The 19,285-nt window shown below is 46.6% G+C and carries 17 protein-coding genes; 12 read left to right on the forward strand and 5 right to left on the reverse strand.

Going from position 1 to position 19,285, the window contains the following annotated elements; genetic code table 11:
* Positions 1-136 precede the first annotated feature (136 nt).
* Positions 137-1,003, reverse strand: coding sequence for a MurR/RpiR family transcriptional regulator (locus C7R94_RS08125; protein WP_106779815.1), 867 nt, complete (start codon positions 1,001-1,003; stop codon positions 137-139).
* A 171-nt stretch (positions 1,004-1,174) separates the two neighbouring features.
* Here C7R94_RS08125 and gnd point away from each other — a divergent pair, with 171 nt between their 5' ends.
* On the forward strand, positions 1,175-2,071 hold the full coding sequence (gene gnd, locus C7R94_RS08130; protein WP_106779818.1) for a phosphogluconate dehydrogenase (NAD(+)-dependent, decarboxylating): 897 nt from the start codon (positions 1,175-1,177) through the stop codon (positions 2,069-2,071).
* A gap of 53 nt (positions 2,072-2,124) precedes the next feature.
* On the opposite strand, the gene C7R94_RS08135 is transcribed toward gnd, so the two are convergent.
* Positions 2,125-2,829, reverse strand: a complete 705-nt coding sequence (locus C7R94_RS08135; protein WP_106779821.1) for a MerR family transcriptional regulator — start codon at positions 2,827-2,829, stop codon at positions 2,125-2,127.
* Between the two features lie 177 nt (positions 2,830-3,006).
* Here C7R94_RS08135 and C7R94_RS08140 point away from each other — a divergent pair, with 177 nt between their 5' ends.
* Together C7R94_RS08140 and C7R94_RS08145 are read left to right on the forward strand one after the other, a co-directional pair.
* Entirely contained in the window at positions 3,007-4,272 is a 1,266-nt protein-coding gene (locus C7R94_RS08140; protein WP_106779823.1) for a class I SAM-dependent methyltransferase, read from the forward strand.
* A gap of 2 nt (positions 4,273-4,274) precedes the next feature.
* Positions 4,275-6,860 (forward strand): metallophosphoesterase, encoded by a 2,586-nt coding sequence (locus C7R94_RS08145; protein WP_106779825.1) that lies wholly within the window; start codon positions 4,275-4,277, stop codon positions 6,858-6,860.
* A gap of 52 nt (positions 6,861-6,912) precedes the next feature.
* Here C7R94_RS08145 and C7R94_RS08150 read toward each other — a convergent pair whose 3' ends face one another.
* Both C7R94_RS08150 and C7R94_RS08155 read right to left on the reverse strand, forming a co-directional pair.
* Positions 6,913-8,328: an alanine/glycine:cation symporter family protein gene (locus C7R94_RS08150; RefSeq protein WP_106779828.1), complete on the reverse strand. Its 1,416-nt coding sequence runs from the start codon at positions 8,326-8,328 to the stop codon at positions 6,913-6,915.
* A 43-nt stretch (positions 8,329-8,371) separates the two neighbouring features.
* On the reverse strand, positions 8,372-9,349 hold the full coding sequence (locus C7R94_RS08155; RefSeq protein WP_106779830.1) for a glutaminase: 978 nt from the start codon (positions 9,347-9,349) through the stop codon (positions 8,372-8,374).
* Positions 9,350-9,613: 264 nt separating this feature from the next.
* Here C7R94_RS08155 and C7R94_RS08160 point away from each other — a divergent pair, with 264 nt between their 5' ends.
* The 7 genes from C7R94_RS08160 (at position 9,614) to C7R94_RS08190 (ending at position 16,151) form a co-directional block, all read left to right on the forward strand.
* Complete coding sequence (locus C7R94_RS08160; protein WP_146142796.1) at positions 9,614-10,873, forward strand: ATP-binding protein; 1,260 nt, start codon at positions 9,614-9,616, stop codon at positions 10,871-10,873.
* A 4-nt stretch (positions 10,874-10,877) separates the two neighbouring features.
* Complete coding sequence (locus C7R94_RS08165) at positions 10,878-11,810, forward strand: response regulator (RefSeq protein ID WP_106779834.1); 933 nt, start codon at positions 10,878-10,880, stop codon at positions 11,808-11,810.
* 157 nt (positions 11,811-11,967) lie between these two features.
* On the forward strand, positions 11,968-12,720 hold the full coding sequence (locus tag C7R94_RS08170) for an alpha/beta fold hydrolase (protein ID WP_106779836.1): 753 nt from the start codon (positions 11,968-11,970) through the stop codon (positions 12,718-12,720).
* Positions 12,721-12,728: 8 nt separating this feature from the next.
* The gene (locus C7R94_RS08175) at positions 12,729-13,325 is read left to right on the forward strand and encodes a TetR/AcrR family transcriptional regulator (RefSeq protein ID WP_106779838.1); all 597 of its coding nucleotides are present in this window, start codon (positions 12,729-12,731) and stop codon (positions 13,323-13,325) included.
* Between the two features lie 179 nt (positions 13,326-13,504).
* Entirely contained in the window at positions 13,505-14,167 is a 663-nt protein-coding gene (locus C7R94_RS08180; RefSeq protein ID WP_106779840.1) for a GntR family transcriptional regulator, read from the forward strand.
* A gap of 11 nt (positions 14,168-14,178) precedes the next feature.
* Positions 14,179-15,516 (forward strand): serine hydroxymethyltransferase, encoded by a 1,338-nt coding sequence (locus C7R94_RS08185; RefSeq protein WP_106779843.1) that lies wholly within the window; start codon positions 14,179-14,181, stop codon positions 15,514-15,516.
* Positions 15,517-15,662: 146 nt separating this feature from the next.
* Positions 15,663-16,151 carry a MarR family winged helix-turn-helix transcriptional regulator gene (locus C7R94_RS08190; RefSeq protein ID WP_106779845.1) on the forward strand — a complete coding sequence of 163 codons (489 nt, stop codon included), beginning with the start codon at positions 15,663-15,665 and terminating at the stop codon, positions 16,149-16,151.
* Positions 16,152-16,163: 12 nt separating this feature from the next.
* Here the strand turns inward: C7R94_RS08190 and C7R94_RS08195 are convergent, their stop codons facing one another.
* A complete protein-coding gene (locus C7R94_RS08195; protein ID WP_106779848.1) occupies positions 16,164-17,060 on the reverse strand; it encodes an NAD-dependent epimerase/dehydratase family protein in 897 nt (298 codons plus the stop codon).
* 202 nt (positions 17,061-17,262) lie between these two features.
* On the opposite strand from C7R94_RS08195, the gene C7R94_RS08200 reads away from it, so the two are divergent.
* Both C7R94_RS08200 and C7R94_RS08205 read left to right on the forward strand, forming a co-directional pair.
* Entirely contained in the window at positions 17,263-18,249 is a 987-nt protein-coding gene (locus C7R94_RS08200) for a substrate-binding domain-containing protein (RefSeq protein WP_106779850.1), read from the forward strand.
* A 64-nt stretch (positions 18,250-18,313) separates the two neighbouring features.
* The gene (locus tag C7R94_RS08205; protein ID WP_106779853.1) at positions 18,314-19,282 is read left to right on the forward strand and encodes a sugar phosphate isomerase/epimerase family protein; all 969 of its coding nucleotides are present in this window, start codon (positions 18,314-18,316) and stop codon (positions 19,280-19,282) included.
* Positions 19,283-19,285 lie beyond the last annotated feature (3 nt).

A 19,285-nucleotide genomic window follows, 5' to 3' on the forward strand; every position in this document is an offset into this window, starting at 1 on the left:
TCGAAATTTTTTTCATTTGTTAAGCAGTAAGAAAAAAATTATTTCGTAATTGAACACTTCACGCGATGTCTGTATGATTTGCATTTTTCACCCGCAAGTTGCAAGAGGAGGCGAGCAAAAAGAAAAAACGCCTGTTCTACAGGCGTTTAAGTGAGATGGCTTCGCGAATGTGCTGGATATTGGCGATCGTATCATTCTGCCGCCGTAAGGATACAGCTACATAGAGCAGATCAATTAAGCTGAGCTGAGCAAGCCTGGACGACAGGGCTTCTGTACGAAATACCGTTTCGCGCGAAGTCGTGTACAAGCACATGTCTGCCAGACGCACGAGAGGAGATTTTCCATAGCTCGTGATGCCGATTGTTTTTGCTCCGGCTTCCTTGGCAACCTGCAGGGCTGCCAAAATATCTTTATTGGACCCAGAATGCGAGATGCCTACGACGACAGCACCTTCAGTAAGTAGAGAGGCGGACATCACTTGATAGTGAGCATCAGAATGATAGAGACAGGGAATACCTGTACGCATAAACTTGTGGTATGCATCCTGGGCGATGACGGCCGATCCTCCCGAGCCATAAAACTCGATTCGGCTAGCGTTTTCCAAACAGGAGACGATTTTCATTAACTCATCTTTATTGATAATTTGCTGTGTGTCCCGAATCGTCTCGATATTCGCTGTGAAAATTTTTTCAGCAATCGCACTGACGTCATCGTCGTCGAGATTGATTTCTTGGTGAATCGTTTGCTTAGGATTCGTGACTTCACTAGCCAAGGCGATCTTGAATGCTTGGTAGCCGCGAAATCCAAGCCTCCGACACAGACGAAATACGGTAGCATCTGCACACTGGCATTGATCGGCTAGCTCCGTGATAGAGAAGTGAATAATTTCGCTGGCATGCTCCAAAATATAATCGGCGATCTGTTGTTCTTTCCCGCTTAATTGTGTATAGATGGCACGTAATTGCGTGAGCACACGAGGAGCATGCGGGGTGGAAGCGTTCATCAATAAGTACCTCCTAACGTTCCATTGTGACTCTGTACTGATAGTATAAGGAAAATCAGACTCCTTTTCATAGGTTCGAAAAAATTTTCTTCATTTTTGATGAAAGATGAAAATTTTTGTCTTATAATACGTGGTAACGGATATGATCCAAAAAGGAGTGACGTACACGATATGAAGCTAGCGATCCTCGGATTAGGAAAAATGGGGTACAATCTCACGCTTAATTTGCTTTCGCATCAGCATGAAGTCGTAGCCTATGATGTAGATTCTACGCGTGCAGAAGAGTTGAGTCATGAAGGCGCGATTCCAGCCATTTCGGTGGAAGACGCTGTAGCGAAGCTGCCGACACCTCGCGTAGTATGGCTGATGGTACCGGCAGGAGAAATTGTGGATCAACTGGTTGATCAACTTTCTATCTTGCTTGACGCAGGGGATATCGTCATAGACGGTGGCAACTCTCACTACAAGCAATCATTAGATCGCTATGCACGCTTAAAAGAAAAAGGCATTCACTTCATGGATGCAGGTACGAGCGGAGGCATGGAGGGAGCGCGCCACGGAGCATGCATGATGATTGGTGGAGATCGGGAAGCATTCACTCATATCGAGCCGATGATCCGCGACATTAACGTCGAGAACGGATATTTGTACGCTGGAGAAGCGGGCAGCGGCCACTTCTTGAAAATGATTCATAACGGGATCGAATACGGCATGATGCAGGCGATTGGGGAAGGCTTTGAGGTGCTTGCGAAAAGCCAGTATAACTACGATTTTGCCGAGGTCGCACGCGTGTGGGCAAATGGTTCCGTCATTCGGGGCTGGCTGATGGACTTGACAGAGCGAGCTTTTCGGAAAGACGCCAAGCTTGATGAAATCCGTGGGGTCATGCATTCTTCCGGGGAAGGAAAATGGACGCTGGAAACCGCACTGGATTTACAGGCAGCCACACCTGTGATTGCGATGTCCTTGCTGATGCGTTACCGTTCGTTGGACGAGGATACGTTCCACGGAAAAGTTGTCGCAGCCTTGCGCAATGAATTTGGCGGACATGCCGTAGAAAAGAAATAGAAGATACAACAGAGGATGAGCGATCATAGCTCGTCCTTTTTTATTGCCCGTTGTTAAACGAGCTTCAACACCTCACACAATTCAACCAACCGCCTAACTCCGTACATCTGGTGGCGATTGCGATCGTGAATGCTTCTGATCGCATCCGCCGTCACTTTTTTGGCCTGCTCAATACTTTGATTTTCTACTGCTTGTACAATTTCTTTCATGTTCGTTAAAAAATACACCGTATTGCGCAATGTGCGGATAAGCAAAATCTTTCGTATATCCATGGAGGTGAATTGGCGGTAGCCATTCTCAGGATCACGTGGAAGTAAGAGCAAGCCTTCTTTTTCCCAATGGCGAATCGCAGACGTTGTGACTCCTGTGTAAGCAGCGACTTCACCAATTGTCATGCGGTTTCGCCACTTTTTGTTTGGGGGCAAGGAGACGTCGAGGTTTTCCAATAGTTCGAGTGTTTGGTCAGCTGCGACCTTCTCTTGCTGGAGGTTGGCCTGTTCTTTATTCACGAGCCAAAAGGCAGCATCCATATCCGCTTTTTGAATCGATCGAAGGACTTCACAGGTGACGGCGACTCCGAAGCCGGGGAACATGGCGCGCAGGCAACGAAAATAGGCAAGATGGATCTCTGTATACAGGCGATAACCATTGTCTGCACGATCAGGAGCAGGGACGACTCCCCATGATTCATAATGGCGTAAAGCACTCGTGCTAATATGCAGCTCGCGAGCGATCTCAATCGGCTTGTAATAAGGCATCTGACGCACCTCCCGCTGGTTTGTTATCGCGGATTTCACTATACCAAGAACAGCATTTTGAAGCAAATGTTCCGGTCTTTTGGAAGGTCGTAATACTTTTACCCTGTTCAGCATGGACTAGAAAAGCAAAAATTGTCAGTAGGTATTCATTCTTCTTTTCCAGAGGTGAGACAACGTATGGCTATTGTTCAGCTACGATCAGAGAACCCGGACTTTTCGTACATGATCAAGAAAAATCCGAATTCCGGACTGAGTTTGCGATCCATTCGAAAAGGCATCGCATACGGGTGGTTTTCCAATACGGATACTTATAACGTTTACTTTAAAGATGCAGAAAATGAGGTCTCCTACAAACAATCCGAGCAGGAGCATTTTGAATATTTGAATGTCTCCCGGTACAATACACCCTTGTTTCCGTTAAATGCGATTAATGAATTTTTTTCCGCTTCGATGAAGCGACACGACGAGCGGGATGCAGAAGGGTATGAGCATGTTTTTTTCATCAACATGATTCACATCGAACGACTGCTATATCTGTCATTTTTTGAGAAGCACCTGAAGGACTTCACCTTTGAACTCAAGCATCACGCCGATAAGAGCTACGCTCTGACCATCACAACGAGAACGAGTCTGCATCAGCTTCTCCACGTGGTGAGTGTGCTCTGTCTATTCTTGAGTATGTTTGGAAAAGAGTACATCGATATTTCCGATAACATTCTGGATAAATACATCAAAAGCATCCATGTCATCGACGCACCTTTTTACATACGAAGCCTGTTCGCTCGCAACTTCCTGACAACCAGGGAGCGCTATCGCAAGTACAAGACCGAGATCGAGAAGACAAACCGCTACCCCATTCAATTTGAATATGGCAGCACTGGTTTGCAGAGAAGGAACTATATCGCGAGTAAGCTTCCTTTTACCAAATCGATTGTGGATATCGGATGCGGAGAAGGATTTTATGCGATTCCGTTTGCTACCAAGCTGCCGCAGTATTACTATGCCATCGATATCGACGAACAATCGCTGGAATTAGTCAGACGCAGGGCCGAGGAAAAAGAAATCTCGAATCTGATTTTGTTCCGTTCGCTTGATCAGTTTTTACAGGATTACAACGGGGAACAGGTAGATGTCATTTTGACTGAGGTCATTGAGCATATGAGCAAAGAGGAAGCGAGAGCGCTCATCCAGCAAATCTGCAGTCGATTGGATTTTGACCATTTTATCATTACAACACCGAACTCGGATTTTAATCAGTTTTATGAGCTGGAGGGCTATCGCCACGACGATCATAAATGGGAAATGGGACTAGAAGAGTTCCAGGCATGGATGACCGAGATCATGGAAGAAGCCGGGGTGCAGGGGCAATTTGTATCCATTGGTGACGGCGTGAACGATATCCACACCACACAAGGCGTCATTGTCCAGAGAAAGGGGGCGTAACGATGCTGATACAGACGCAGGTTCATACCATTTTTATGCTCGTCGGTCCCACTGAGTGTGGGAAAACGACTTTTGCCAAGGAAGTACTCATGCCGAGACTTTCATTTGAAAATGAGCAAAAAAACGTAAAAGCAAATATTCAATATATTTCCTCGGACAGTATTCGCCAGGAACTGCTGGGCCATGATTACGACAAGTATGATCAGGTGATGCTGGAAGCCAGCGAGCAGGCATTTCAGCTCCTGCTTGAAAAGCTGCGCTTGGTGACTTCGTTTCCGATCAACGCCGAATTCGTGGTTGTCGATACAACAGGGCTAGCAGAAGACTTCCGCTCGAAAGTCCGCGACATTGCAGCAGAGAACAATTACCGATTGGAAGTGATCCTCTTTGATTATCGCAATCGGGAAGATTACTACGCTTCCGAGCGGTCGAAAAAACTGATTACCAACCATATTCTCCGGTTGAAGCAAGAAGTGCTCCGGGCATTATCCAAGGAAGGGTACCACAACATTCACCGGATACGGCACAAAGATTTTTACGTACTAGCAGATGGGGTGGCAAATCCTCGCTATGAGGTCGTGATCGAAAATAAGGATGCCTATCTGGCTACAATCCTCCCAAAAGATCAAAGGTACATCATCATCGGAGACGTTCACGAATGCGTCCACGAATTAAAAGGTCTCCTGCAAGCTTACGGATTCAAGCTCGAGGACAATCGTCTCATCTCGACTGAAAAGGTACAGCATACCAAAATCATCCTAGCAGGGGACTGGATCGACAAAGGAGCGCAAACAAGGGAGATCATCGAGTTTTTATACACGAATCAAGAGCATTTCTTGTTCGTTCTCGGGAATCACGAAAATTTTGTCTACAAGTACCTACGAAAGGAACTAAAAGGCGTAGACCCACAGCTACTGGATACTTATTTTGATTCCATACACGTTCTGGAAAAAGACACTGATTTAACAGAGAGGTTCAATCACCTGTATTCGCTGGCTCAGCCGTTTTATCGATCTAACGCTCTGACTGGCCCATCCTATTATGTCACACATGCTCCTTGCAAAAAGAAGTATATTGGAAAGCTTGATGCGAATTCGATGCGACGCCAACGCAATTTTCGGATAGACCGAACAGCTTCATTGGAAGAGCAGCTCGCATTTTTGACGGTTGAAGCGGTTAATAACCATCCGTACCATATTTTTGGACATATTGCGGCACAAAAAACGTTTCGCCTGAAAAACAAGCTCCATCTCGATACCGGATGTGTGCACGGAAATGCTTTAACGTCAGTCGTGATCGCACACAAGCCATTTTTCAAATCGTTTCAGTCTAAGCATCGAGTGATGACTGATGAGCTGCCGCTTATGTTCCATGCAGAAAAACAAGTATCGATGGGAGATTTGGAAGAGGAAGAACTCCGTCGACTCCGTTACTGCTCGAAAAATAAGGTCAATTTTATTTCTGGAACAATGCCCCCGGCGGATAAGGATGAGGCGACTCAGGAATTGGAGTCGTTGAAGGCGGGACTAGATTATTTTGCGAGTCGTGGCGTTCATCAAGTCGTGTTGCAGCCGAAATACATGGGTTCGCGATGCAATCTCTATCTCCATCATGATCGAGATAAATGCTTTGCGATCAGCAGAAACGGTTATGCCATCAATCAGGTTGATTTGACACCGATTTATGACAATCTGCATGCAAGGTTCCGCGCATACATGGAGCGAAATGAAATAGCGATGCTTATCTTGGATGGTGAATTGTTGCCGTGGAGTGCAATAGGGAAGGGCTTGATCGAAAAGCAGTTCAAACCAATTGAATCCGCACTGCGCAGCGAATTTGCATTTTTGCAGGAAAACGGTTTTGAAGAGGCGCTTCACCAGCTCATCCACAGTTATGACGAGAGCGGATTCGAAAAAGACCAGTTCCACCTATCCAAGGGTGCACTCACGGAAAAATTCGGTTCGACCTTGTATCAAAACTATAAATATTTACGAGAAATCAAAGAGAGCTACGTTCCTGTAGACGAGCATTTGGAGGCCTATCACATTTACCAAAAACAGATGGAGCTCTATGCAGGAGAAGGGGAGCTTGCCTACAAGCCTTTTACAATTCTAAAGACCGTCTATTTGAATGGGGAAGAGCAATTGCCTGATTGGAAAACATCCGATATGTATCGCTTTGTAAATGACGATCATTTTCTCACAATCGATTTGTCTGAGCCGTATGCGTATGAAGAAGCAGCTCGCTACTTTTCCACGATTACACTGGAGAACAAAATGGAAGGCATCGTGATCAAGCCAGAGCTCGTCAATCAGAAGGTCGTTCCTGCCATGAAGGTTCGCAATCCGGAGTACTTGTCGATTATTTATGGCTACGACTACCGCTTCCCACACAAGTACCGCAAGCTTTTTAATCAGAAAAATATTACGCAAAAGCTCAAGACTTCGATGCAGGAGCACAGGCTGGGTGAGCGGATGCTTGGATTCAAATTCGACGACATTTCTCCTGAAAATACGGAATATCAACAAGTAGTCGCAACGCTGCTCTTTGAAGTGGCGAAGGAAAAAGAGATCGATCCGCGATTGTAAATAAAAAACGAGAAGCCGCTACCACACAGGCTTCTCGTTTTTATTCGTAGAGCTATTTGTTGGAGGAAGGAGCAGAATGATCCCAGGCTTCAATATTATCGAGACCTTCAATACTGTCCTTGTAAAACACAGGATCTTTTCCTGCTTTTTTCTGTTCCAGATAATCATGTAGCGCAGCATACGCGACTTTTGACAACATGGCGATTGCAATCAGGTTGACAATGACCATGAAGCCCATGAACAAATCGGCCAAATCCCATACAAGCTGTACCTTTGCCACTGATCCGAACAACACCATGGCGAGAACACTTAAACGATACAGCAATAGCCATGCTTTGCTTGTCTTCAAAAACTCAATGTTAGTCTCGCCGTAATAGTAGTTACCGATCAACGTACTGAAGGCGAACAGGAATACCATAATGGCAAGGAAGCCAGACGCCCAAGAACCGATATGAATGCTCAGTGCTGCTTGGGACAGCTCAATTCCACTCAGACCTTGTTGCGTGTATGCGCCGGACAGCAAAATGATGAAGGCTGTGCTTGTACAGATCACGAGGGTGTCAAATAAAACACCGAATGCCTGAATCAGACCTTGCTTCACTGGATGGCTTGTTGTTGCCGTTGCCGCAGCATTCGGCGCACTACCCATACCAGCTTCGTTCGAGAACAATCCTCGCTTGATGCCGTGCATGAGCGCTGCACCGAGAGAACCGCCCGCGATTTGTTCGAAGCCGAACGCGTTTTTCACAATCAACGCGATCAGTGCAGGCATCTCGGAGATGTTCATGATTACAATGAAGAGCGCCATCCCGATGTACAATATAGCCAATACAATTACGATATACTCAGACATTTTCGCAATACGTTTTACACCGCCGAAAATGATAGCTGCAAATGCGATCGTCATGATGATACCCATTATCAATCGATCTGCACCAAACGAATTTTCAAAAGCAATCGTGATCGTGTTGGATTGCACGGCATTAAATACGAGACCAAACGATAGGGTGATGAGGACAGCAAACAGGGCACCCATCCAGCGTTTGTTCAGCCCTTTTTCCATGTAATAGGCTGGACCGCCACGAAAACCGTTCTTATCCTTGATTTTATAAATCTGAGCGAGCGTACTCTCAACAAAACTGGAAGCTGAACCGATAATTGCAATGACCCACATCCAGAATACGGCGCCAGGACCACCTAGAGCAATGGCGATGGCAATTCCCGTAATATTCCCTGTGCCGACACGCGCGGCCATACTAATAGCGAAAGCTTGAAAAGGGGAGATTCCACCATCGTCTTTCGCTCTTCCTTCTTTAATAGAGCGGATCATTTCCGGCAACATACGCACTTGCAAAAATTTGCCCCGGAAGGTAAAGAACAAGCCTAACGCGATTAGCATGATAATGATAATATAGGACCACAAAAAATCGTTTATGGAAGCTGTTACATCGAGTAGGAATTGTTGCATCGTGTCACCTCGGATTTTGTTATGAATTTTTCCTTAGTATTCTCTAAAAAATCGTTACATCCCATTCGTGAGCCATATGTTTTAACAAAGAAACGCCCGCTACACTGTTTCCACAACCATCAATGGAAGGTCCAAAAATACCGATTCCACAGCCATCTTGAAACGGTGAATGTGGTTTGCGGTTAGGTGGAACCAGCGTCATGATTCCGCCTGAGACGCCACTTTTTGCTGGCAAGCCAACATTCGCGGCAAATTTGCCCGATGCATCGTACATGCCGCAGGTGAGCATCAGCGCTTTGGCTAAACGGACGACATCTTTTGGGAGAACTTGTTCGTTGCGCAGCGGATGAAAGCCGTCGAGTGCCAACAGGAGACCGATTAAGGCGATTTGCTCGGTGGTTACTTCAATCGAGCATTGCGTTAAGTAAACCTCCAAAGCCTCTTCCACTTCACAGGCCAGATAGCCCGTATCCTTTAAATAATGGGCGAGTGCCCGGTTTCTGTGAGAGTTTTCCCATTCGGAAAGAAACACTTCCTCGTTCACCATTGGCGTAACACCTGTGATTTTACTGAAAAATGCATACAAGTAACGCAGTTTATGATCCGGTGTTTGACCAGGGAGGAGTGAAGATGTCGTAATCGCTCCCGCATTGATCATCGGATTAAAAGGCTTACCTGGCTTGTTCATTTCCAGTCGGATAATGGAGTTGAATGCATCTCCAGTCGGTTCTACATCTACCCGATCCAACACGTAAGGGATGCCATGGTAGCAGCAAACAGCAATAAAACTGATTACTTTGGAAATACTTTGCATCGTAAAAGGAACTTTCCAGTCACCCGCGGTGTGCATTTTTCCTGTAGGCTCGATGATACAAATACCTAACTGATTCGGATCCGTTCTGTACAAAGCCGGGATATAACTGGCACATTTTCCTTCAGATGCCTTGGAACGATATTGTTCCACCCATTGCTCTAATTCATCCTCAAGTAAAACCTGTTGAATCAACGCCTGTCCCCCCAAAAATCGAATACACTGCTCTTACGCGAAGAGGAAGAGAAAGCGCTTCCATGCCTCGCAAAATACATATAATGAACACTTTACAACCACCCTACAAAATAAAACAAAAACTCACAGATTGTTTCAAGAGAGTTTCACATTTTTTTTTACTTGTCCTATAAGCGAATCCTCGGTAAAAATAGATAGGGACATCAAGAAACAACGTGGGAAGTGAAAGGCGTGCGAGTTCAGACACAAGTAAAACGGGATTGGTATATATTGGTGCTCATGCTTATTACGGTCCCATTGGCAGGGGAGTTGAAATTTTATCCCGTCAATGAGACATTTCGAATTAGCTTTGGAGCTCCGACCTTTTTCTTCTTTTTATTACTGTTTCAAAGAATTCCATCTGTTTTCGCTGGCTTTTTGACGGGGATTACGGTCGTATGCTTCCGGATTGTGATGGACCTCGTCGCCGGGAATCATACAGCATGGGAGCCTTCACTCCAAGCGCATTATTCTAGCTTTTTCTTTTATTTCGCTTATTGTGTACTGTTTTATTTAGCCAGAATACGCCATTTTCACAACCGGACGATTTTGGTTGGATTACTGGGAATGGTCATCGAGGTATTGGCTGACCTCATTGAGTTTCTCTCGCAACATGTACTGCTGGATACCGTTCTCACATGGGGAGCGGTGCAAGAAATGCTCGTCATCGCTCTATCCCACAGCTTTATCGTGATTAGTTTTCTCAACATGATGAAGCTCTACGAAGCACAGTCGCGAGAGCAACAGACAAGAAAACAGAATGAACACATGCTTATGCTGATTTCCACTTTGTATGAGGAATCGATTCATTTGAAAAAAACGCTGCAAAATGCCGAGAGTATTAGTATGAAGTCTTTCGAGCTTTACCAAGGCTTGCATGAGCTTCATAAGGAACAGGTGGCCACGAGTGTAGAGAGCTTTGCCAAGAAAGCATTGATTGTTGCAGGCGAGGTTCACGAGATTAAAAAGGATAATCAACGCATTTTTGCAGGGCTTCACAAGCTGATTTCCGATGAAAGCATTACGGATTACATGGACATCCATCAGCTCGTGGACATTATCAGACGAAGCAATATGAAGTATGCGACTTTGTTGGAGAAGGACATACAGATCACAGCTTCCATTACGGGGACACATCCGCTCTACCATGTATTCATGATGCTTTCCTTGATCAATAATCTGGTGGCAAATGCTGTAGAAGCCATCCAGCAAACAGGAGCTATTTCCATTGAAATTGATCGGATAGGGGATCTTGTGGAGATTAGAATCAACGATGACGGACCTGGAGTACCTCCAAGGCGAAAGGCGTTGCTGTTCAAGCCTGGCTTTACTACGAAATACGATCAAACCGGCAACCCCTCTACAGGGATCGGACTGTCTTATGTACAACAATTGGTGGAACAATGGCAAGGGGAAATCTCCCTACAGGATGGAGCAGATGGGAAGGGAACAACTTTTCTTATGCGATTACCAATTGATCCGATAACGAAGAAAGAGTGAGAAGATGCTGTTTTATTTAGTGGATGACGATGATGCTGTACGTCTCATGTTGACGGAAATTATAGAAGACGAGAATCTGGGCGAAGTCGTGGGGGAAGCATCTGACGGCTCGATGGTAGACGGTCATACGTTAACCGCACGCAATGTAGATATTTTGCTGATCGATTTGTTCATGCCCAACCGGGATGGGATTGAGACGATTCGCCAAGTGAAGCCGACATTCACAGGAAAGATCGTCATGATCTCTCAGGCAGAAACAAAAGATTTGATTGCCCAAGCTTACGCCCTTGGAAGTGAATACTACATTATCAAGCCGGTAAACAAGATCGAAGTCGTGACAATTCTTCAAAAAGTGATCGAGAAAATTCGCCTCGAGCGTTCGATACGAGACATTCACAAATCGTTGAATGCCGTCATGCAAGTGGACCAGCCGCCTTCCGGACAACTTCGTTCGTCACTAGGCAAACCCCTTCGCGAGGCGGGGCAATTTCTATTAACAGAGTTGGGCATCGCAGGAGACAATGGCAGCAATGATTTGCTCGATATTTTGGACTTCTTGCATGGATACGAACAGACACATACGTTTAAAAATGGATTTCCAGCCTTGAAAGAGATTTTTGTGGCAGTAGCACAGGAGAGGCTCGGAGTAGCAGTGGACGATCCACAAATCGCCAAGGTAGTCAAAGCTTCTGAGCAGAGAGTCCGTCGAGCGATCTATCAGTCGCTGAATCATTTGGCGTCTCTGGGGCTTGCTGACCTCTCGAATTGGAAGTTCGAAAATTACGCTTCGCAGTTTTTTGATTTTACGTACGTGTGGAAGAAGATGGCGGAGTTAAAAAGCAATGCCGCATCGCCAAGTTCAGATATTCGGATTAATATGAAAAAGTTCATTCAAGTTCTTTATGCAGAGGCGAAGCGCATACAGTCGGAAGCGTGATATTTCTCTGCCTGGCGTGTAGAAGTAAGTCCTGATCAGGTTGATTAGGGCTTTTTGTTTTGTTATGGGAAATACACTTATTTTTTATTGACTAAACGTTCATTCAATAATAAACTGGGATCATATACCAAATCCACATTTCATGGAGGGATCACCGATGGATTTGTACTATGAGGTTTCAGGGGAAGGAAAACCAGTCATTCTATTGCACAGTGGCGGTGCTGATTTGCGAGATTGGACCTTTGTCACGCCGATTCTGGCGAAGCATTATCAGGTCATCGCTTTTGACGGACGCGGGTGCGGGAAATCCCCGTCTCCAACAGAGACAGCGAATTACGTTGATGATTTGCTTTCCGTCATGGACCACTTCCAGCTGGATGAAGCCACGCTCGTAGGGCATTCAATAGGCGGGCGAATTGCAACTGAGTTTGCCTTGGCATATCCGCAGAGAGTGAGCAAGCTCGTGTTGATCGCTCCAGATTTGTCAGGCTATACATTCAGCAAGCCTTTCACAGAATGGATGCAGACAATTCAAGTCGCTGCACCGGATGTTGACCGCATGCTGGAGCTTTCTCTGTCCTCCTGCTCGTACCGCGTCGTGATGGCAAGTCCCCAGAAGGACCTCATGGTAGAGATGACGAAACATAATATAGCGAAAATGTTCGAGTGGGCCACCTGGGAGTCTGTATGGCCGCAACCACCTGCGATTGAGCGTCTGGGAGATTTGGCTGATAAAACATGTTTTCTCCTCGGCAAGGAAGATGCGCCTGATCTACACCGTATCGCCGAACATTTTCAACAAGTTTTGCCAGAGCATAGGGTTATCGAGATTACGGGTGCTGATCATAAACCAACGTTGACGCATCCAGAAGAAATCGCTCGCGCCATCACTGAATTTTTGGAGGATTGACGTAAACTGTGCCGCGTACCCCAGCTGAAAATGAGCGAATTCGCCAAGCTGCAAAAGAAAAAATCCATGCAGCCGCGATGACGCTTTTCATAAAAAAAGGCTACCACGCGACCTCAATCGACGATGTAGCCAAACAGGCTCAGATATCGAAGGGACTGCTTTACAATTATTACAAAGGCAAAGAAGAGCTTCTCGCCGCGATGGTCAAGGTACGGATCGAGGAAGTAAAAGAAGTGATGGAGGCTGCGACTCAGCTTGCAACACCGCACGAACAGCTGCGTCATATTGTCGACGGTGCGCTTAATAACGTCTACCAGCGACCGGATGTCTATCGTTTTTACTTGAATTTGCAAACGCAGCCGGAAGATGATCGGGTACTTGCTTCTTACAGAGAGCAGTTAAATGAGGAGTCACGCAGGCAGTTTGAAGTTCAATGCCAAATCTTCAAAGAATTAGGGGTAAAACAGCCCAGATTGAGATCGCTCTATTTTTCTTCGGCGCTTCAAGGCGCAATGCTGATGATGACGACTTATCCGGAAGGGTTTCCGGTTGAAGAGATGAAGGAGCAGATTGTTCGGGAGTATTGTAGCCCTCCGGCAGAATAGAATCATAGAGTTTCGATTGAGAATGAAGAGGCTATCCCATTCGTAAATGATACTGGTGGGGAAGCCTCTTTTTTCTGTATCTTTGGTGAAGCCCAAAGCAAATTCTGTTCAAACCATCACTCAAATGTATCGGAATATTTTAAATTGACAGAAACAAACAAAACCAATATATTGGTTTTATGGACACGAACCTAATCAAACAGATCGAACGCCCCACATTACGCGAACAAGTATACCAAGGCTTGAAAAAAGCGATCATCATGCTAGAGCTAAAGCCAGGAGAACGAGTCAACGACAACGAACTGGCGGCTTTATTTGGCGTGAGTCGAACACCCGTAAGAGAAGCGCTTAAACGGTTAGAAGACGAAGGTCTTATTGAATCCGTTCCGGGATCTCTCACACGGGTGACACCCTTACTTGAAAAGGAGGCGAAGCACGCTTTTCCGGTTGTTGCGGCCTTGCACGGGTTGGCAGCACGATTGTCGATGCCATTTGAAAGGGAGGACATCTGTACTCTGGAGCAATGGAATGAAAAGCTGCGGGTCGCGCTCGAACAGCAAGATGTGATCAAAGCGATTGAAGCAGATGACGGCTTTCACGACGTGATCCTCGAGGCTGCGGGTAATCGAGAAATCTATTTGGCACTTGAGCGAGTTGTACCGAAAGTTCGGCGTTTGGAATTTGCTCGGTTTGGTTCCTTAGAAGGGGTGGAATCAGTAGAACAGCACCGCAGAATCATCGAAGCATTTCGAGACAACAACAGTCAGCTTGCCTCTTCTTTGGTGGAAGAAAACTGGATCAGCCTTGGCAGATTGCTTACGGACCATTCCAATGATGAATAGGGGGTAATGGCATGAGTACGGTTGAACTGAAGGGGGAAGTACATGATTCGCGTGTTTTGCAATGGGCACGATCCATTATTGAAGAGAGTCCGTCTCACCGTCTGATTCAGCAAGAGATCGTGAATGCTGTCAACCGCAATGCGATTTGGCGAGGCGAGGAATGTTTGAATTTGCTCGCACCAGAAGCACCCACCACGCCCATCGTACGTCAATTGCTCGCATCTGAGGTTGGTACTCGCGCTGCGGAAGGACATATCGGCAGCACGCAGAGATGGTTCGCGGGCACAAAATATATCGATGAAATCGAAGCGTTATGTGTTGAGCTGTTAAAAAAAGTATTCCACGCTAACTTTGCGGACCATCGGCTGGTAGCGAGCATGATCGGGAACATGACGGTCTACGCGGCGTTAACGCAACCGGGCGATACGATTATGACGATCGCGCAACCGTTTGGGGGGCATTCCAGCAATCGGGTAGACGGGCCTGCTGGCATTCGAGGTTTGCAAATTGTCGATGTGCCCATGGACCCCGTTGAGCTCACCGTTGATCTGGGCGAGTTTGCTAAAGTCGCACGGCAAGTTAGGCCAAAGCTCGTTACTCTCGGAGCGTCCATGACCTTATTTCCATTTCCACTGAAGGAGATGGCTGAGATCGTGAAAGAATGGGGCGGTCGCATTTATTTTGATGGTGCACACCAGTTGGGGTTGATCGGTGGTGGTCAATTTCAAGACCCGCTGCGAGAAGGGGCATGTGTGATGACTGGCTCTGCTGGGAAAACGTTTAGCGGTCCACAAAGCGGCATCATCGTCTGGAATGACCCGGAACTCTCGGTACCGATTACAGATGCCATCTTCCCAGCCCTTGCCGCGACACATCAAGTCAATCGGGTAGCGGCATTAGCAGCTGCGGCGGCGGAGTTTTTAGCGTTTGGCAAGGAATACATGGCGCAAATTGTGACGAATGCACAAGCACTGGGAAAAGCATTCGATGAACGGGGAATACGGGTGCTTTGCGCACACAAAGGCTATACACGTACACACCAAGTCATTCTGGACGTAAAAGAGTTTGGCGGTGGGTACGAGGTAGGCAAGCGATTGGCAGAAGCGAACATCATCACCAACAAAAATTTGATTCCTGGTGACGGTCCTGAAGATTGGGACTTTCCAAGCGGTCTGCGCATCGGGACGACAGAAGTCACTCGCTTTGGCATGAAGGAACAAGAGATGGACACGATTGCAGAGTTAATTGTAAGTGTGTTGTCAGGTAGGGAAAAGCCAGAGGTGGTCCAGTCTAAGGTGATCGAATTGCGCAGATCGTTTAGCAAGATGCAGTTCTGCTTCCCAGAATAGAGTAGGTAGGCTAAACACCGTATGCAGGAGTTCTGACCTTGGCATACGGTGCTTTTTCGGGTAGTAAGTGGACTCTCATTCTTGACAATATTATTTCATTTCGTAAATAATCGATTGATACCATCAAAGAATGGGAGTCTAAACGGATGAGTACAGACCATACAAACTCGGAAGTTACCATTGATCAGACGACGAAAGAGCTAGCTCTCGTATTTGGTCAGTTGAAGCGGATCGGACATGTTTTCAGTCCTTCGAAAGACCTTCGTCAGAGTGAATTGAATTTGCTTGTTCATTTGACCTACGTTAGTCCACCTGACACGAAAGGCATCAGAGTTTCCGAGCTAGGCAAGCAATTAAAAATAACATCAGCAGCTGTGACCCATGTCATTCAATCACTCGAACAGCTTGGGCTTATCACCCGTACCGTAGGGCCCAAGGATCGACGCTCTATTCTCGTAGCCCCTACGAAAGAGGGCTTTGATTTTGTGGCAGCGAGAGAGCAAGAGCTGTTTAATCGATTTCAGCAGCTCCATGAGCATCTTGGTACGGATGATGCGCAGGCACTCATACGGATTTTAACGAAATCAATCAGATTCCTGCATACCTATCAGGGTAGCGATGAATCTCAACCATAGTTCGAACATGGACTATGGTTTTTTGTTGTTTTGATAAGAACCTTGCTCCAGCTCTTTGAGGAGCGAGTTCGCAGAGGGGCTCCAATGCAGCTGTTGTTCGGCGCGTAATCCAGATATCCTCTGGTTGATGCTCGCCCCCCAAGCGGCTGGTCCTAATGCTTTAGCTGCATCCTCGTAGCTCCATGATTCCACTTTTTCTATCCCAGCTATTTTGGCAATCGAAGTCATGAGCTTTTTCGTCGTGATCATTTCCTTGGAAGTTGCATTGAATAATGAGCCTGGCTGTGCTCGTAAAAAAGCGGATTCGTAAAGTCTGGCCAAATCATCAACATCGATAGTAGACCATGCCATTTGCCCGTCATCGATATAGTTGGCTGATTGAGAGAGCTTCGTCCTTTGAATCGTTGCTTGGACGAGGCCACCGCCACGACCATACACGAGAGTTGGACGTATGACGATTGTACGAATATTGCGTTCGGCAGCGCTTAACACCTCCTGCTCCTGGTTCGCTTTCCACTGGAGAAAAGGCAAAGGGTTGAGAGGGGAGTCTTCATCCACGACATTGTCGTACGTATCGTTATAGATCAGCGTTCCGCTCGTATAAATGAATGGCTTCCCGGTGTCTTCCAAACCATCCAGCATCGCCTGAACCGCTGCTACATCCAGTTTTTCCATATCAGGAGTGTGCGAGATCGCCATATGAATGACCCCATCGAATTTTTTAACGCTTTCTGTTAATAGGGTGGTATCTGCAAGATCGCCAATAATCGGGGTAAAGCCTTGTGAGAGCAACAGCTCCGCTTTCTCTTCCGATCGAACAAGTCCAGCAACCTTATACCCAAGAGATTGAAAATGCTCGGCGACTACAGATCCGACATAACCTGTTATTCCTGTAAGGAAAACATTCATGAAAAAACCTCCTTCATGTACAAATTAATTTAGTTACTAAATTATATAGTAAATTATTTGGGAACTTTCTGCTGGCGTCAAGAGCATTTTTAATTAACTGAATATTGACAAAACAAAAACTGGGTGTTATTTTCACATTAGGAAAACGTTTACCCATTACATAGAAAGTGGGTGAAGAAACATTACTGTAACCATTAAAGACATCGCACAGCTCGCCAACGTTTCCATCGCGACTGTTTCGCGCGTGCTGAATAATTCCAAGCCAGTCCGTCCAGAGCTGCGAGAAAGAGTCTTGAAAATCGTGCAAGAGACGGGCTTTCAGCCGAATGCGATTGCCAGGAGCTTGGTCAGCAAGGAAACCCGCATCATCGGGGTGATGATTCCCGATATCTCCAACAACTTTTACTCCAATCTCATTTACGGAATTGACAGCGTCATTAGCGAGTACGACTACAGCATGTTCTTGGCGATATCCGATGAAGTGGTGGACAAAGAGCTAAAGTACTTGCGGCTGTTCAAAGAAAAACAAATCGATGGTGTCATTATCGCGAGCATTCATTTCCTGGAGGGCAATATCCAGACGCTGCAAGAGATTCAGGTTCCCCTTGTTGTTACCGGCCACGATTTGCCCGGCTATCAGATTCCAACTGTCAACGTCAACAATGTGCAAGCCTCCTATGATGCTACGGCCTATCTCATCTCACAAGGACATACAAAGATTGCGTGTATATCTGGTCCACTGTGGGACCCGCCGTGCGGTCTGGATCGCATGGGCGGTTACCGAAAAGCCATGCGGGCATATGATTTGCCGATCCATGAAGGATTCATCGTGGAAGGTGAATTCACAGCCAAGAGCGGTTACGAAGCCATGCGCCGTATTTGTGAGGAAAAAATTCGCCCGACAGCCGTTTTTGTCGCCACAGACCTGATGGCGGTTGGCGTCCTCAATTACTTGTACGACCATGGCATTCGTGTACCAGAAGACATCTCCGTCATGGGCTTCGACAATTTGGAGCTCGCCTCACTTTCCCGCCCCATGCTCACCACCGTGCACAATGATCCGTTCATGTACGGAAAAGCCGCAGCAGAGCAGTTACTCAGACAAATCCGCAATGAACCTGTAGAGAGAATGAGCACCGTCCCACACCATCTCGTGATTCGCCAAACTGTAAGCGCTTTACGGGAGTGAGGCAACAAGTCTTACCATATAGAAGAAGCAAACGAGTTTACTCATTCAAAAGGGGTGAAGAGATATGAAGCTTGGCGTATTTACCGTTCTTTTTAGCGAGAAGTCGTTCGAAGAAATGCTGGATCATGTGAAGGCAGCAGGTTTAGAGGCGGTGGAAATCGGCACAGGCTGCTATCCGGGCAATGCACACTGCAATCTGGAAGAGCTGTTGGAAAGTCCGGAAAAAAGACGAGCGTACAAAAAAGCAGTAGAGGATCGGGGATTGATAATCAGCGCCCTCAGTTGTCACGGCAACCCGTTGACACCAGAGAAAAGCTTTGCGCAGCAGTCCCACGATACGTTTGTGAAAACGGTACAGCTAGCAGAGATGCTGGAGGTGCCTGTGGTCAATTGCTTTTCCGGTACGGCAGGCGACCACGAAGGAGCGAAGTACCCCAGCTGGCCCGTTGCTCCTTGGCCCAATGAGTATCGAGACGTGCTCCATTGGCAATGGAACGAGAAGCTTATCCCGTATTGGCGCGAATGGGCTGCTTATGCGACCGAGCATCATGTCAAGGTTGCGTTGGAGCTGCATGGCGGCTTTCTCGTCCACACACCAGGGACACTGTTGAAGCTGCGGGAACAGGTAGGCGAGGGAATCGGGGCAAACTTCGATCCCAGTCATATGTGGTGGCAAGGGATTGATCCAGTAGCTGCAATCAAAATCTTGGGCAAAGAAAAAGCGATTTATCATTTCCATGCCAAAGACACGTACATTGACCAGGAAAAAGTGAATATGTACGGGCTGACGGATATGAATTCCTACGCCAATTTACATGAACGTGCGTGGTATTTCCGAACGGTAGGCTATGGTCATTCACAGCAGACGTGGGCAGATATGATGAGTGCACTGCGCATGAATGGATACGATTATGTCGTGAGCATCGAGCACGAGGATGCCATCATGTCAATTGAGGAAGGCTTTCAACGAGCGGTTCAAAATCTGCAGCAAGTCATTTTGCGAGAACCAGTCCAGAATCTGTGGTGGGTGTAGGAG

It is taken from the genome of Brevibacillus sp. NRRL NRS-603 (assembly GCF_003013445.1).
GTDB classification, from domain to species: Bacteria; Bacillota; Bacilli; order Brevibacillales; family Brevibacillaceae; genus Brevibacillus; species Brevibacillus formosus.

Coding starts and splice junctions, on each gene's coding strand:
- C7R94_RS08190 (WP_106779845.1), top strand. CDS start 15,663: ATGAGTACAGACCATACAAACTCGGAAGTTACCATTGATCAGACGACG.
- C7R94_RS08165 (WP_106779834.1), top strand. CDS start 10,878: ATGCTGTTTTATTTAGTGGATGACGATGATGCTGTACGTCTCATGTTG.
- C7R94_RS08140 (WP_106779823.1), top strand. CDS start 3,007: ATGGCTATTGTTCAGCTACGATCAGAGAACCCGGACTTTTCGTACATG.
- C7R94_RS08170 (WP_106779836.1), top strand. CDS start 11,968: ATGGATTTGTACTATGAGGTTTCAGGGGAAGGAAAACCAGTCATTCTA.
- C7R94_RS08150 (WP_106779828.1), bottom strand. CDS start 8,328: ATGCAACAATTCCTACTCGATGTAACAGCTTCCATAAACGATTTTTTG.
- gnd (WP_106779818.1), top strand. CDS start 1,175: ATGAAGCTAGCGATCCTCGGATTAGGAAAAATGGGGTACAATCTCACG.
- C7R94_RS08185 (WP_106779843.1), top strand. CDS start 14,179: ATGAGTACGGTTGAACTGAAGGGGGAAGTACATGATTCGCGTGTTTTG.
- C7R94_RS08145 (WP_106779825.1), top strand. CDS start 4,275: ATGCTGATACAGACGCAGGTTCATACCATTTTTATGCTCGTCGGTCCC.
- C7R94_RS08180 (WP_106779840.1), top strand. CDS start 13,505: ATGGACACGAACCTAATCAAACAGATCGAACGCCCCACATTACGCGAA.
- C7R94_RS08205 (WP_106779853.1), top strand. CDS start 18,314: ATGAAGCTTGGCGTATTTACCGTTCTTTTTAGCGAGAAGTCGTTCGAA.
- C7R94_RS08135 (WP_106779821.1), bottom strand. CDS start 2,829: ATGCCTTATTACAAGCCGATTGAGATCGCTCGCGAGCTGCATATTAGC.
- C7R94_RS08125 (WP_106779815.1), bottom strand. CDS start 1,003: ATGAACGCTTCCACCCCGCATGCTCCTCGTGTGCTCACGCAATTACGT.
- C7R94_RS08160 (WP_146142796.1), top strand. CDS start 9,614: ATGCTTATTACGGTCCCATTGGCAGGGGAGTTGAAATTTTATCCCGTC.
- C7R94_RS08195 (WP_106779848.1), bottom strand. CDS start 17,060: ATGAATGTTTTCCTTACAGGAATAACAGGTTATGTCGGATCTGTAGTC.